The organism is Fulvivirga aurantia (assembly GCF_009711475.1).
Classification (GTDB): Bacteria; Bacteroidota; Bacteroidia; order Cytophagales; family Cyclobacteriaceae; genus Fulvivirga; species Fulvivirga aurantia.
On record NZ_SMMD01000909.1, the window covers coordinates 1 to 15,754 of the forward strand.

General features: G+C 39.6%; 8 protein-coding genes. 3 read left to right on the forward strand and 5 right to left on the reverse strand.

The window, feature by feature from the left end:
• The 4 genes from E1176_RS16220 to E1176_RS16235 form a co-directional block, all read right to left on the reverse strand.
• The coding region (locus E1176_RS16220) for a carboxypeptidase-like regulatory domain-containing protein (RefSeq protein WP_155211948.1) at positions 1–1,091 on the reverse strand (1,091 nt) is incomplete at its 3' end.
• Between the two features lie 15 nt (positions 1,092–1,106).
• A complete protein-coding gene (locus E1176_RS16225) occupies positions 1,107–1,505 on the reverse strand; it encodes an OsmC family protein (RefSeq protein ID WP_155211950.1) in 399 nt (132 codons plus the stop codon).
• Positions 1,506–1,556: 51 nt separating this feature from the next.
• The gene (locus E1176_RS16230) at positions 1,557–1,985 is read right to left on the reverse strand and encodes a response regulator (protein ID WP_155211952.1); all 429 of its coding nucleotides are present in this window, start codon (positions 1,983–1,985) and stop codon (positions 1,557–1,559) included.
• Complete coding sequence (locus tag E1176_RS16235; RefSeq protein ID WP_155211954.1) at positions 1,982–4,996, reverse strand: PAS domain-containing sensor histidine kinase; 3,015 nt, start codon at positions 4,994–4,996, stop codon at positions 1,982–1,984. Before E1176_RS16235 ends, E1176_RS16230 begins: the two co-directional genes overlap by 4 nt.
• A 90-nt stretch (positions 4,997–5,086) precedes the next feature.
• On the opposite strand from E1176_RS16235, the gene E1176_RS16240 reads away from it, so the two are divergent.
• Positions 5,087–5,677, forward strand: coding sequence for a hypothetical protein (locus tag E1176_RS16240; protein WP_155211956.1), 591 nt, complete (start codon positions 5,087–5,089; stop codon positions 5,675–5,677).
• Between the two features lie 5 nt (positions 5,678–5,682).
• On the opposite strand, the gene E1176_RS16245 is transcribed toward E1176_RS16240, so the two are convergent.
• The gene (locus E1176_RS16245) at positions 5,683–9,066 is read right to left on the reverse strand and encodes a methylmalonyl-CoA mutase family protein (RefSeq protein WP_155211958.1); all 3,384 of its coding nucleotides are present in this window, start codon (positions 9,064–9,066) and stop codon (positions 5,683–5,685) included.
• 273 nt (positions 9,067–9,339) lie between these two features.
• Between E1176_RS16245 and E1176_RS16250 the strand changes: the two genes are divergently transcribed.
• Both E1176_RS16250 and E1176_RS16255 read left to right on the forward strand, forming a co-directional pair.
• Positions 9,340–12,645, forward strand: coding sequence for a T9SS type A sorting domain-containing protein (locus E1176_RS16250; RefSeq protein WP_185152849.1), 3,306 nt, complete (start codon positions 9,340–9,342; stop codon positions 12,643–12,645).
• A 157-nt stretch (positions 12,646–12,802) separates the two neighbouring features.
• Positions 12,803–15,754: autotransporter outer membrane beta-barrel domain-containing protein (locus tag E1176_RS16255; protein ID WP_484494459.1), on the forward strand; the 2,952-nt coding region annotated here is incomplete at its 3' end.

The following is a 15,754-nucleotide window of genomic DNA, read 5'->3' on the forward strand; positions in this document are numbered from 1 at the left end:
GTATTAAGCACCTCCTGCTTGTCAAATTCTGATACGTTTTCTAATTGAACATTGGTTACTAAGTAGTCCACCTTGCTGTCAAGAATGAAATCGTAGTTTTCTCTTGAGCTATGGACTGAAAAAGAATTTTCTGCCAATACTCTATTGAGATAGTATTTATCACCCACTTTTTGATAGGCTATTTGATACCTGGAGCTTGAGATGTCGAGAAAGATATCTGCTAACTTCATTAGAGCTCTTAACCCGAGGTTGCCGTATTTATGGTATTTAATGCCTCTTTCACTTAGACCAAAATCAAAGTAAACAAAAGCGAAAGTCTCTTTATCAATAAAAATTTGTCCCTTATAAAATGATTTTTTGATTTCTGGTTTCTGATCAAATGAAATTACGTATACCTCAGAGTTATTATAGTTAGTAACTCCTTGTAAAAAAAACTCGTGATTTTTTAAGCCAACGTCATTTAATATATTCCAATCTTTAATGGATTGTGTCAAATCATACGTGAGTATTGCTTGAGGTTTAAGACCAACTTCGATACCTTTTAAAGCCTGTTGGTCTTTTATGGCTCTCATTTTGTTGAGTCTAAACTGATCAACTTTTCCGGACTGGTGAAAAATATCAAATACGGCTTCAGAGAGAGAGACGTATTGATTACCTTTTTTAGAAACTAACCGGTAAAAACCACTGCTTTTATAATCGTCTTGAGGATAATTTTTAGTTAAGTTGGCTAATGCTTTTTGTATGACCTGAGAGGCACTTAGACCAGTAAAAACCAGTTCATTTAAAATTTTCAGATCTTCCTTAAGATAACATTCAAAATCCTTAGATATAGATGCTATCTTAATTTTTGTTAGCTTGTAACCAATGTATGAGATAGTAAGCGTGTCGTCTAAGTTTTGTTCTCTTAGGTGAATTTTAAACTGACCATGTTGATTGGTAACAGTGCCAGTTTTAGCATTATTTAAGTAAACATTAACATAGGGTAGGGGCTCTTTGGTCGATTGGTCATATACTCTGCCTTGGATAGAATGCGTTTGACTGTGAGCAAACGAAGCAGGTATAAGAACAACCAATAATAGTAGTAGCCTCATACGCTTATATCGGGGTTATCTTACTATCTCTGTTTCAAACTTTATCTCAGCTTTAAGCGACTCAGCTACCGAACAGTATTTTTCAAGAGACAACTTAGTGACTTTGTCTAATTCTTCGATATTGGCATCAGGGGATGTCAGGATGAACTTTAAAGTTATATGAGTAAAACCTCTTGGGTGATCTGCTTTTCTGACGCCATAGGCTTCTACAGTAAGGTCTTTTAATTCTTTTCGCCTTTTTTGGATCATCTGAGATACTTCAACAGCCACACAACCACTCAAAGCCGACAAGATCATTTCCATAGGAGATTGGCCGGTTTTGTTTTCATCTTTCATATCGATGAAAACCTTGTTGCCTTGCTCATTGAAAGAGTTATACTCGTGATCTGTGATATATTTAGTAGTAATTTTCATATGCGCTTAGTTTGTGCAGCGAAGTTAAGAGATACTTTTGCAAAGTGACAATTACATATCTTTAAAATACTTCTTCAGTAGTATTTTAAGTGAATCTGAGGTTAATGGCTTAGGTACATACTCGCTGACCTGTGGGTAAGTGTGTGCTTTATCAATATCATCTTTATATACCGATGAGGAAAGTATGCATAGAGTAGAAGAGTCTTGAATTTCTTTAGGAACGATTTTTTGGTACTTGTTTAAGAAATCCCACCCGTTCATTACAGGCATGTTGATGTCTAAAAATATAAGTTTGGGAAATTCTTCAGGCTGATTTTTCACAATGTCTTCGAGGTATTGCAAAGCCTCACCACCACTCATACATGATTTTATATTGTCAGCTGCTCCTGTTGAGGAGATCACTCTTGTGTAGATGAAGTTTGATATCTCATCATCATCTATCACAAGTACATTTGCCAATTTCACAATATTATCAGTCATTCAGTATTTCTTTTGAAGCAAACATTAAAAGTAGAGCCTTTGCCGACTTCACTTTTTACCTCTATAAATCCACCGAGAGCCTCAATTTGAGACTTTATGATATATAATCCAAGGCCTTTACCTTCCTTATTGATGTGAAATCTCTGATACATACCAAAAAGCTTTTTGCCATGCGTATCAAGATCAATGCCTACACCATTATCTGTGACGGAAAGGCAAGTATAGTCTTCTAATATAGTAGATTCTATTTCAATATGTGGCGGATCACTGCCATGATATTTTAGAGCATTTGAAACCAGGTTTTGAAGTATGCTATAAGTGGTAGCTTTTTTTGCGATCACAAATGGCGCCTTTTCAAAATTAGATTTAATGGTGGCATTCGCCTGTTTTATCTGAGTTTCTAAATTGCTTATAACTCGATTTGTAATTTCTGCTAAATCAACTTTTGTAAGATCATTGGCTGTATCATCTTTAACTGCAACCAGCTGTATCAGGTCATTTAAAGTCGATTTTAGTTGCTCTACCGAGGTCACGATCTTGTCTAAAACCATCGGTTTGTCGATAGATGCATTACTTTCATTTTTATAGAGCTGCAGTAAGGTATCCAGATTTACTACGGGTGCCCGCAAATCGTGCGAAGTGATATAAGCAAATTGTTTGAGTTCTGCATTCGTTGTTGTAAGCTCCTCGGTAAGCTTTACCAGCTGTGTTTCATTTTTCTTACTGGTTGTGATGTTACGTATCATCGACAGGACTTTACCTTCCTCATATTTGACAATTCGAGCCTCAAAATACTGCTTTTCTGTTTGTATGTCTACCGAGTAATCCATGATCTGTACAGTGTCTGTCTTCTCGGCTATTTTAGATTTTTCTATGAATTGCTCTGATATTTCGGCCGTCATAATATCTCTCACATTCTTGCCAATGAATGACTCTGAAGGTAAAAATAATTTGGTCGGATCAGAGACCTGAGAATCTAAATAGGTGCCGTCAATTGAGGTAATAAAGAGAATGTCTGGTAGCGCGTTGATGATGGCTGTGTTTCTATTCTGACTTTCCTGAAGCGCCATTTCTGTGAGTTTGCGTTCCGTTATGTCTTGCATTGACCCAATCACCTTCACGGGATTGCCAGTATCATCAGTAATCAGTTCACCGTGTGACACCACGTATCTCACTGACCGATCCCGCCTTACAATTCGCTTTTCTATTGTATAAGGCTCACCTGTTTTTATTGTGTTTTGAATGGCTTCTGTGATGACTTTCCGATCATCCGGGTGAATGTAAGAAGCGCCTATTTCAAATGTAGGAATAAAGGCTTGTGGCTCTTCACCGCATATTCTAAAGTACTCGTCAGACCAGAACACCTCGTCAGATGGCAAATGATACTCCCAACTACCAAGGTGAGAGATCCGTTGTGCAGCATACAGGCGCTCTTTGTTTTTTCTGGCCTCTTCGTCAGCCTCCATTTTTTGGGTAATGTCCATTACTACCCCCTCTATGGAGATCATGGTGCCACCTGCATCAAATATCGCCTGACCACGCTCATTGAGGTATTTTAGCTGTCCAGATTTAGTGTAAATTCTATAACTTACTTCAAATGGCTCCCTTTTTTTTGTGGCATTGATCATTATCTGCCTCACTCTTTTCAGGTCATCTGGGTGTACAATGTCATCAAATGTCACTATACCATTTTCTACAAAGTCTTCGGGTTTGTAACCTGTCATGTCATAAGCGCCAGAACTTACGAAAAGAAGTGTAAAGTAAGGCGCAGGACCACAGCTGTATACAAGACCAGGGAGGTTTTGTATGAGGGTGCTCAGCCTATTACGACTATTTAAAATTTCGTTCTCAGCTTCCTTTCTATCGGTGATAAATTCTGTAAAAAGGATCATGCCGCCTATTTCTCCATCAGGTAGATACCAGGGCTGATTTTTACTTCTTACCCACTCTTTTTTACCATCACTTTTGATAAATACATCTACTTCAAGCGTGATATTTTCACCTTTCAGAGCTCTTTGGTGGTAAGTCTTCCACTCTGAGGTAACATCTGGAAAAAGTTCGTAATGGTTTAGACCAATAATTTTTTTGACGGTCATTTCCTCATCTTTCACCCACCAGTCGTCTAAAAACTGTTGGCTGCAAGCTATATAGTTCATTCCCATATCATACATAGCCACTGCCAGTGGAGTGTTGGAAATAAAATATCGAAGTTGTGTTTCAGATCTTTTTACAGCCCCTATGGCTTTTTTCTGCTCTGTGACGTCTGTGATGATGCTAAGTATCGCATCCTGTTTTTTATATTCAAATGGGATCACAACCGATTCACCAATTTTCTTAGAACCATCAACACAGATATAGGTCTGCTCAAATTTAGGTGCTGCTTCTCCCGTATTAAGAATATAGTTTATTCGTCCCTGAATGATCGCCTCGTTATCTTTTTGTCTAAACGAGGCCGTATTCTTTCCCATCAAATAATCTACCGATGGCGCTTTGATGAGCTCCGCAGCAGTTTTGTTGGCATATAGAATTTCTCCATCAAGATTTTGAATGATGATCGCATTTGGCGTATACTGTATGAGCTTTCGGCTAAATTGCTCATTTTCTCTTAGGGCATTTTCATACTCTCGCGACTCACTTATGTCCATCGACAAGCCGGTTATTCTCACAGCCTTATCGTCATCGTTGGTGATTACCAAGCCCCATGTTCTGATATGGCGTATATTTCCTCTGCCAGAAACAATTTTGTGGTCGAAAGTGAAGGTAGATTGCTTCGAAATTGAGTGATCAATTATTTCTTCAACCATCTCAACATCCTTGGGGTGAACCAATTTGAGAAAGGCTTCATATGTGCCTTTAAACCTTTCTTTGGATACCTGAAAGATATTGTAAAGGTTAGGTGATAGGGTAAATAACTTACTGTGTATGTCATAGTGCCAGACACCAAGATTGGCAAACTCTTCTACCTCTTGTGGGAGGTCAGAAAGGAGTAGTAATTCATGGTTGGCGCTCATGTAACAGGATAAGGGTTAGTTATCAAATATAACAAATCTCTATTATTAAATCATATTGCAAACAATTGGCAATCTACCAATGTTGTATAGATGATGATTGAGCAGGTTGAGTTACCGATATTTCCATTGGCCATTTTGCCAATTCTAAACGAACGAATTCCACTTCACATTTTTGAACCTCGATACAGACAGTTGCTACAAGATGTAGAGTCTGCACAAATGCAATTTGGTATTTACTACTCGCACGGTCTTAATAAAGACAGAATGGGAGCGATAGTAGAGTTAGAGGCTGTGGTTAAACGCTATCAAACTGGTGAAAGTGACATTATGGTGAAATGTGTAGATACATTTCTGTTAACGAAATTTTATAACAAATTTTCACCTAAGCTTTACCCAGGAGGAATTATAGCTCCACTGAAAGCTTATGAGGAGTCGAGCGTATCAGAAGAGTTTAGAGATCAGTTCAGGGCATTTATGGCACTTAAGGATTATCAGGGTAAAATAGATTTTGATATTCATGATGTGGCTGTTGAGCTGAATCTTGATATAGGAGATAGGTTAAGGTATCTTAAATTACTGGATATACATAAAAGAGAAGCCTTTCTAAGTGAAAGGCTCCGTTATCGTAAATTTATACTTGAGCAGGAATTAAAGGTAAGAGATAACTTCTTCCTTAATTAATCGCCCTACATGTTTCTTCTATACTGGCCACCTACTTCAAATAGGGCCTGAGTAATCTGACCTAGAGAACATACCTTACAAGCAGCCATCAGAGAATCGAATAAGTTCTCATTTTTAATAGCCGCTGCCTGAATATCGTCAAGCGCCTTTTGTGCTTCATCATCATACTTATTATGCAAAGCACCTAGCATTTCAATCTGATATTCTTTTTCCTCTTTTGTAGCTCTTATAACCTCTTGAGGTACAATTGTAGGTGAGCCTTTAGAGCTTAAGAAGGTATTTACACCAATTATCGGGTATTCACCAGTATGCTTTAAGGTTTCGTAATGCAGACTTTCTTCCTGTATCTTACTACGCTGGTACATTGTCTCCATCGCACCTAATACGCCACCTCTTTCTGTTATTCTGTCAAACTCTGTGAGTACCGCTTCTTCAACAAGATCGGTGAGCTCTTCAATAATAAATGATCCCTGAATTGGATTTTCATTTTTAGCCAAACCAAGCTCTTTATTGATTATGAGCTGTATAGCCATCGCTCTACGTACAGAGTTTTCTGTAGGTGTGGTTATGGCCTCATCATAAGCATTGGTATGCAATGAGTTACAGTTGTCATATATGGCATAAAGCGCCTGTAGCGTGGTTCTTATATCATTGAAATCAATCTCCTGTGCGTGCAATGATCTACCTGAAGTTTGAATATGGTATTTCAACATTTGCGAACGTGCATTGGCACCATATTTTTCACGCATAGCCTTTGACCAAATTCTTCTTGCCACTCGACCTATCACTGCATATTCGGGGTCGATACCGTTAGAAAAGAAGAATGAAAGGTTAGGAGCAAACTTGTTGATGTCCATACCTCTACTCAGGTAGTATTCTACGTAAGTAAAGCCGTTGGCCAAAGTAAACGCCAGCTGCGTAATAGGGTTGGCACCTGCCTCAGCAATATGGTACCCTGATATTGATACGGAATAGAAGTTACGTACATTTTGATTGATGAAATACTCTTGTACGTCACCCATCAGGCGTAGAGCAAATTCTGTTGAGAAAATACAGGTGTTTTGTGCCTGATCTTCTTTCAAAATGTCTGCCTGCACAGTACCTCTCACTTGTGAGAGTGTTTTTGCTTTTATGTCTGCGTAAACGTCTTTTGGTAAAACTTCATCACCTGTTACACCTAGAAGCATAAGCCCAAGGCCATCATTACCTTCAGGGAGCTTGCCCTGATAGCTAGGTCTTGTTGCTTTTTTCTCTTTGTATATTTTATCTATCTTCTTTTCTACCTCATCCTCAAGACCATTTTCTTTAATGTAAATCTCACACTGCTGATCAATTGCGGCATTCATAAAAAAGCCTAAGAGCATAGGTGCAGGTCCGTTTATAGTCATAGATACAGACGTAAGCGGATCGGCAAGGTTAAAACCGGAATACAGTTTCTTAGCATCATCGAGGCAACAGATTGAAACCCCTGAATTACCAATTTTACCATAGATATCCGGTCTGTAATCAGGGTCATTGCCATAAAGGGTCACCGAGTCGAAAGCCGTAGATAAACGCTTAGCCGGCATATCCAGACTTACATAGTGAAATCTTCTGTTAGTTCTTTCTGGGCCACCTTCACCGGCAAACATCCTTGTCGGATCTTCACCTTCTCTTTTAAATGGATAGATCCCAGCTGTGTAAGGAAATTCCCCCGGTACATTTTCCTGTAAGCTCCATCTCAATACTTCACCCCAACCTTCATATTTTGGTAGGGCTACTTTTGGAATTTGAGAGTGAGAAAGTGACTCTGTATGTGTTTTAATCTTAATTTCTTTGTCCCTTACCTTAAATGTGTAAACAGGATCTTTGTATTTCTTCACTTTCGCTTCCCACTCATCAATCAATTTTTGATTACGTGGATCAAAGTCCAGAGCTATCTTTTCATAAGTCTCTTCAAGGCCTTTGATTAGCCTGTCTTTGTCTTCAATGTCGGAGTCTTTTAAAGTTTCGACCGACTTTCTCAAGCCATAAAGCTTCTGAGCAATTTTGCATTGTTGATCTACCCAATCGTCATAAGAGCGGTTATTCTCAGCAATCTCTGATAAATATCGTGTGCGATTTGGTGGGATCACGAAGATTTTCTCTGACATCTCACCAGTTATGGCAAGCTTGGAGGTTAGCTGCTTGGCACCGGTAATGTCCACAATTTTATCCATTACCTCTTTGTAGAGGCGATTCATGCCTGGGTCGTTAAACTGAGAAGCGATTGTTCCGAACACCGGAATTTCCTCGTCTTTAGTGTCCCAAAGCTGATGGTTACGTTTGTACTGTTTCTTTACATCGCGCAACGCATCCAATGCCCCTCTTTTATCGAATTTGTTGATGGCTATCACATCGGCAAAATCAAGCATGTCGATTTTTTCCAGCTGTGTAGCAGCTCCATATTCCGGTGTCATTACATAAAGACTCACATCTGAGTGGTCGGTGATTTCGGTATCTGACTGGCCTATACCTGATGTTTCTAATATGATGAGGTCATATTGTGCTGCCTTAAGCACTTGTATGGCCTCTTTTACGTGTTTAGAAAGCGCCAGATTTGATTGTCTCGTAGCGAGAGACCGCATATAAACACGATCACTTTTAATGGCATTCATTCTAATACGATCGCCAAGTAAAGCGCCCCCTGTTTTTCTTTTGGAAGGGTCTACCGATACGATAGCAATTGTTTTGTCTTCAAAATCGTGAAGAAATCTTCTTACTAACTCATCGACCAATGAAGATTTACCGGCACCACCAGTACCAGTGATACCTAAAATTGGTGTCTCTACTTTATCAGCCATTTCATGGATTTTCCCTAAGTCTTCTTTCGATTTTTCAGGGAAATTTTCAGCGGCAGAAATTAATCTGGCAATGGCTTTCTTTTCTTTCTTTTCTACATCATTAATTTCACCATTCAGATTGTCTCCGGTAGGTATGTCACACCGCTCGATCATATCGTTGATCATGCCCTGGAGACCCATCTCACGGCCATCGTCTGGTGAGTAGATTCTGGTAATGCCGTAATCGTGTAGCTCCTTAATTTCGTCCGGTAGAATTACTCCACCGCCACCGCCAAAAATCTTGATGTGGCCAGAACCTTTTTCTTTCAGAAGGTCATGCATGTATTTAAAGTACTCTGTGTGTCCACCCTGGTAGGAAGTCATGGCAATAGCCTGAGCATCCTCCTGTATAGCTGTATTCACTACCTCTTCCACACTTCTGTCATGACCGAGGTGTATAACCTCACATCCGGTAGCCTGAATGATACGTCTCATGATATTGATAGCCGCATCGTGGCCATCGAAAAGGCTGGCAGCTGTTACTATTCTGATCTTATTTTTTGGCTTATATGGAGCTACGTTCTTCATATATTAATCGTCTTCTGTTTTAAAGTCAGGGTCGAATTCACAAAAAAATATTCGACAGTTATTGGCATGCAAAATTACTGATTTATTGGTGATTTTGCTAACAGTCATTAGCTAGCCTGATTGTCATGCTTTTGCCCAATTTTCGGCAAATGTCTTATCGCATAAATCTTGCGACTCATCGAGCGCTGATACTCAGCCGTCTAAATTTTTTTTTAACCTTTTAATCAGATGTTACTTTCGGTACGAGATATCCAACAAAAAACCGCTACCACGATGAAAAACATTCTTACAGTTTCGCTATTGTTTATTTTATCCACCGGCTTAGCACAAAATGTGATCATCTTCGAAGATTTTGAAGGGGCCGCACCAGGTTGGAAAAAATCAACACCCCACACCAATGAGTGGTATGTACTCAATACAAACAGTACTCTTACATCAGGCTCCAGGTCCATTGGAGTTTCAAATGATTCGGGTACAACTAATGCCTATTCAAACGTAACCACGGAGTCAGCGGCTTGGGTGAGTCCTACCTGGCCGGCAGCCATTACTTCTCAAAATGTTACCCTACAGCTCGACTTGAGGGTGAATGGTCAGGATGATATGCTTAATAATAATATTGATTATGTAAGCGTCTATTTGGTTGATGTCGATGATGCTGTCACCATCCCAACTAAAAACAACCTGAATGGGTCAAACTCATTTCTATTATTTGAAGTAAATAGGCTAACCAACTGGAATCGTGGGACGGTGACTCTAAGCGCTGCTGCAAAATCATTTATCAATTCTTCTACAAACAATACACTATTAGTCTTCAACTGGACCAACAACGCAACTACCGCTAACCAAACTCCAATTGCTATCGACAATGTCTTTCTTACGAGTAGTTCTACAACTACGCCTCCATTAGCAGGTGATTATCAAATCGGTAGAGTTACTAATTCAGATTTTGCAACAATTACCAACGCTTTCAATTACCTAAATACATACGGACAAAGTGCAGATGTTAATTTCTATTTGATTGATGAAGAGTATAACCGGGATTTTGAAACTTTTCCGCTTGAAATAGGAGATGGTACAACCACGCCTTATCCTGGGGCAAACACCTACAATCTTACCATTAAACCAGACCCGGTTATAGCACCAACTCCTACCATTACCAGAGCTACTAATCAGTTTACGGCAAATAAAGAAAGCCATGGTGTAATAACCCTGTGGGGAGTAGGCAACATCACTATAGATGGATCTAATGCTGTTGGAGGTACTTCACGCGATCTTACTTTAATCGACAACTTACCTAGTTCCGCGACTAATGCACCTATGGGCATCTACCTGGCAGGGATCAATGAAACTGATGCCATGGATAATATTGAATTGAAAAATATAAACATATCTACAATTGACAGAGCGGTGGGTTATGGCATTGTAGCCGGAAGACACGGTACTTCAGTGATTGGTCACTTTGCTGATGAAGCAGTTTTTAGCAACCTTACCATTCGAAATAACAGTTTTGAATCAGTACGAGAGGCTATTCATATAGATGGTGCAGACAGAAATGGCATGGGAGGTTATACGGCCAATAGTTATGCTACCAATATAACCATCACGGAAAATATAATGACCTCTTCCGGTGCTACGGCTGTACAGGAGAGCGGTATACATCTTTTAGGAGTAAATGGAGGTACAGTTTCTGAAAACACAATAGCCAATTTTAATCAGCAAGATTTAAATGCTGATGTAGGCATTATCATTGATCAAAACACACAGAACCTTACTGTTGAAAAAAATGAAATATATGATCTGGGTTTTAGTGGAAACAATACCTCAAGCTTAAGTGCACATGGTATAGATATTTATACGGGAGTGGCCAACTCAGCAGTAGTAATAAAAAACAATGTCATTCGGAATATTACGGGTAATGGCGCTAGCTCTACTGCAAATGCCGGATATTTAAATCCTGTGGCCATATTTATGGGTTTGGGTGGTGAAGTAGGTCAGGTACAATCGTATACACAATCCGGGTTTGATATTTTTAATAATTCCATATACCTGTTTGGGCAGGAAATGGATTTTGTCACATCTGTCTCGATGGGGCTTGCAGTGGCAGACAATACCTCTGGAGTGGATGTTAGAAATAACATTATAAAGAACACTTTGGGAGGTGCCACAACATTAGGAGGTAGTGCTTCAGCCTTATCTATTTTTGCACAAACGAGCAACGCTCAGTTCGACAACCTTAATTACAATGCACATCACATTGCTGCAAATACAACCTTTACTAATAACTACATAGGGCTGATTGGTACTCTGGCAGATTTACTTACCGATGCAGACACGGACATGTCTTCGTGGCGTGTGACTACAGGGGATGAAGCCAGTTCGATACATGCAGCGCCTGGTTATACAAGTACCACTAATCTACTTCCTGACAACACTAATGCTAACAGCTGGCACGTACATGGAGTTGGCGAACCGATCGCCAGTGTAACAGATGATTTTACTGGAGCCAGTAGGTCAACGACAGTAACGACAGGCGCAGTCGATTTAGGCGCATATGAGTTTACCAATGATCCTGTAACCAACCCACCAACGGCTATTACCCAAAGTGGCCCATTATTTACAGGGACGGTATACACATTTAGCATAGGAGAAAGAGGATGGGTACAAATTGAGTTTAACCCAGGTTCAGACCTGCCAGACGATATAAGCTTACAAGTGTATTCTGGCTCATGGCCTGGTGATCAAGGTACGTTAAATATATTCAATAACTATTTTGACATTACAGCTACCGAAAACGCCAATACGAATTATAGTTATAACATGACTGTGTACTATGATGAAGCCTATTTAGGAACGGTGAGCTCAGAAAGTGAACCATCATTACATATTTCACAAGACGAAAATATTTCTGGTACATGGACATATAATACTTCAACAGTAAACACCACCAGCAATACAATAACGGTTAATAATTTGACGGGTTTTGGAAGATTTGGCGGAACTAGTAATAGTAATGCCTTGCCTGTAGAATACCTTACTATAAAAGCTATTGCTTTAGAAAATATTAACCAAATTAAATGGGCCACAGCTACAGAGATAAACAGTCAGGCATTTATTGTAGAAAGAAGTACGAATGGCAAGGATTGGTTAGAAATAGGAGAGGTAGCGGCAGCTGGAAATTCCTCTTCAAAAATTGACTATGACTTTACCGACTACGAACCTAAGCAGGTCAGTTATTATAGGTTAAATCAGATAGACTATGATGGTACTGAAAATCTTTCTGATGTACTTAAAGTTACCCGTGATTTTGACGAATCTGTAGTGAGCGTTTTTCCGAATCCCTTTAGAAAAACAATTCTCGTGAGAAACTTACCACAAGGTGAAGAAGTGGATGTGCAGGTGAGTACAATTGCCGGAAACAATGTCTATTCTCAAGATATTGTAGTTAATAACGGTCTTAAAATAGAGCTTCCAGAGCTCAAGGACGGTGTTTATGTACTTAAGCTAACGTTTGGGGATCAGACTATTTTGAGAAAAATCATGAGGTCAGATACTCAAAATACATTGGCAGGCCCGAGGTAGGCCCTTTTCTGGAAAAGGATTAAAGGTGTAAAACCTCAATTTCATTTATCGCATGAGAGCTGCAGCTCATCGAGTACCTCACCCTCGTCATCTAAATATTTTCCAGATCAAAACTTGACATTCTACCTTCACAATCAGAATACAAAAAACCAACAGAATGAAGTACCTATTAGCTCTACTTGTTTTATTGATCTATAGCTCGGCTTTTACTCAAGATGTAATACTTTTTGAAGATTTTGAAGGAAGTGCTCCTGGTTGGTATAAGTCAAAGGTAGGGACTGCCAATAATGAGTGGTATGTTTTGGCCACCAATAGCAAGTTTACTTATGGAAGTAATTCATTGGGCGTATCTAATGATGGCGTTAATAATACTTATGTAAATGGTGGTACAGGATCATCGGCATGGGTGAGCCCCAACTGGACTGCCGGTATCACCACCCAAGATGTAGAAATTCAGTTTGACTTACGCGTCAATGGTCAGGATTTATTGGTTGCACCTTTTATGAACATTGATTTTATGAGTGTCTACCTTGTGGATGTAGACACCACAACTACCTTACCCACACCTGCTAATTTAACAGGGTCTAATTCACTATTACTTACTGAGAGAAATAAGGTTATAACATGGTCAAGACTTACACTTACGTTAAATGCCGCAGCCAAAACATTTATCAACAATGCTGTAAATAACACATTACTGGTTTTTACCTGGGAAAATAATGCAACTGTAACTAATCAAGCGCCAGCTGCTATTGACAATGTTATAATTAAGACAACACCTACTGCTGCTCCTGCTTTGGCCGGTGATTATCACATAGGCAAGTCAACAGGGGCTGATTTTGCGACTATTACTGATGCAGTAGATTATTTAAATAGCAATGGACAGAGTGGAAATGTAAATTTTTACTTACTAGATGAAGAGTATAACCACGAGTTTGAAGAGTTTCCTTTCGAAATAGGAGATGGTACTAACTCTCCCTATCCAGGCATGGGTACTTACAACCTTACGATCAAGCCAGACCCGGCTACAAATCCTACGCCTACAATTACTGAAGAATCTAATTATTTCACAGGAAATTTAGACAGTCACGGAGTGTTTACACTGTGGGGGGTAGATAATGTAACCATCGATGGTTCTAACACTGTTGGTGGTACCACTAGAGATTTAACTGTAGTAGACGCAGTATTGGGAGGTGCAACAGATAGCCCAATGGCTATTTTTCTTGCGGGGCCTAATGAGACTGATGCAATGGAAAATATAGTAATTAAGAATACTAATCTGGCTACAGAGGATGTTATCAACGGTTATGGATTGGTAGCTGGTAACCATAATGCCGTACTGGTTGCAGGTCACTTTGCCGATGAAGCTGTTTTTAACAATATTACCATTCAAAACAACCGAATTTACAAAGCCAAAGAGGGCATCCATGTTGATGGTGTGGATAGAATTCTGGCAGGATACTCAAGTAATAGTTATGCTACTAATATTGACATTATTGGTAATGACTTAGAGTCTACTGGAGCAGATGCTCTGCAAGAAACAGGTATTCACGTGCTCGGTGTTAATAATGGCAATATTTCTCAAAATACAGTAGGCAACTTCAATCAAGTCGACCTCAATTCCGATGCAGGTATCATCATAGATCAAAACTCAAGAAACCTGGTGGTTGATAGAAATGAGGTTCATAGCTTAGGCTTTAATGGCGACAATACTTCCAGTTTGAGTGCGCATGCCATGGAAGTTTATACAGGTATTTCAAATGCCAATATTACGCTTAAGAACAATGTGATAAGAAATATTTCAGGTAATGGAGCTAACTCTACGGCAAATGCAGGGTATTTAAATCCAGTAGCTTTTTTCTTAGGCCTGGGAGGTGAAGTTGGTGCTTTGCAAACTTATACGCAATCCGGTATCAATATTTACAACAACTCAATAAATCTGTTTGGTCAGGAAATGGATTTCTTAACCTCAGTTTCTATGGGGCTTGCCGTTGCGAGTAATACTACAGGCGTTGATTTTAGAAATAACATTGTAAAAAATACATTGGGAGGTGATAATACTTTAGCCGGTCAGGCATCAGCCTTGGCAGTTTTTGCAGAGTCTGCATCTTCTCAAATCGATCATTTGAACTATAATGTATATCATATAGACGCCAATACCATATATACAAGAAATTATGTGGGTCTCATTGGTACATTGGCTGATATATTATCTGATGCCGATAATAATATGGCGGCCTGGCGTGCGACTACAGGAAAAGACATGAGCACGTCTTTTGCTGATCCGGGTTATACCAGCGACTCCAACCTCTTACCTAATAACTTAAGTGCAGTCAGCTGGTCTGTTCATGGCATGGGCGAGCCTCTTACATCAGTAAACAACGATTTTAATAATGCATCACGATCAACGGCTGTAGCTACAGGCACACCAGATGTGGGAGCGTTTGAGTTTACTATAGATCCCATAGCAGTGCCGCCTACAAAAGTAACACAAGCTGGGCCGTTAGCTACAGGTGTCAATTATCTATTCAGTATAGGCGAGCGTTTATGGGTCGATATCAAATTTAACCCAGGATCTGATCTGCCTGACGATGTGAGTGTTCAGTATTTTCCAGGGGTATTTGCTGCAAGCACTTCTGAATACAACATATTTAACAAATACATAGATCTGACTGCTACCGAAAATAGTAACACAAACTATGATTACGACATAACCATTTACTACGATGAGGTACAAATTGGTAATGTACCGAGCGAAAATGAGCCGACCCTAGAGGTTACTCAAAACGAGAATTTCGCAGGTATGTGGCAAACTAGAGCAACTACTGTCAATACAGCTTCTAATTCATTGACAGCTAATAATATGAACACCTTTGGAAGATATACAGCTACCAGTAATAGTTCACCTTTACCTGTAGAGTGGGCGTCATTTACCGCTTACGAATCCGGGGAGCAAAATAAACTGGAGTGGGCTACGGCTACAGAAGTGAATAGCTACATGTTTGAGGTTGAAAGAAGCGCAGATGGAAAGTCGTGGGAGCTTATTGGCGAAAAGTCTGCAGCGGGTGATTCAAGGTCTTTAACAAAATATAGTTTTAACGACTACGAC

Excerpts from the sequence above, each read along its gene's own strand:
- E1176_RS16225 (WP_155211950.1), bottom strand. The coding sequence starts at position 1,505 with ATGAAAATTACTACTAAATATATCACAGATCACGAGTATAACTCTTTC.
- E1176_RS16230 (WP_155211952.1), bottom strand. The coding sequence starts at position 1,985 with ATGACTGATAATATTGTGAAATTGGCAAATGTACTTGTGATAGATGAT.
- E1176_RS16235 (WP_155211954.1), bottom strand. The coding sequence starts at position 4,996 with ATGAGCGCCAACCATGAATTACTACTCCTTTCTGACCTCCCACAAGAG.
- E1176_RS16240 (WP_155211956.1), top strand. The coding sequence starts at position 5,087 with ATGATGATTGAGCAGGTTGAGTTACCGATATTTCCATTGGCCATTTTG.
- E1176_RS16245 (WP_155211958.1), bottom strand. The coding sequence starts at position 9,066 with ATGAAGAACGTAGCTCCATATAAGCCAAAAAATAAGATCAGAATAGTA.
- E1176_RS16250 (WP_185152849.1), top strand. The coding sequence starts at position 9,340 with ATGAAAAACATTCTTACAGTTTCGCTATTGTTTATTTTATCCACCGGC.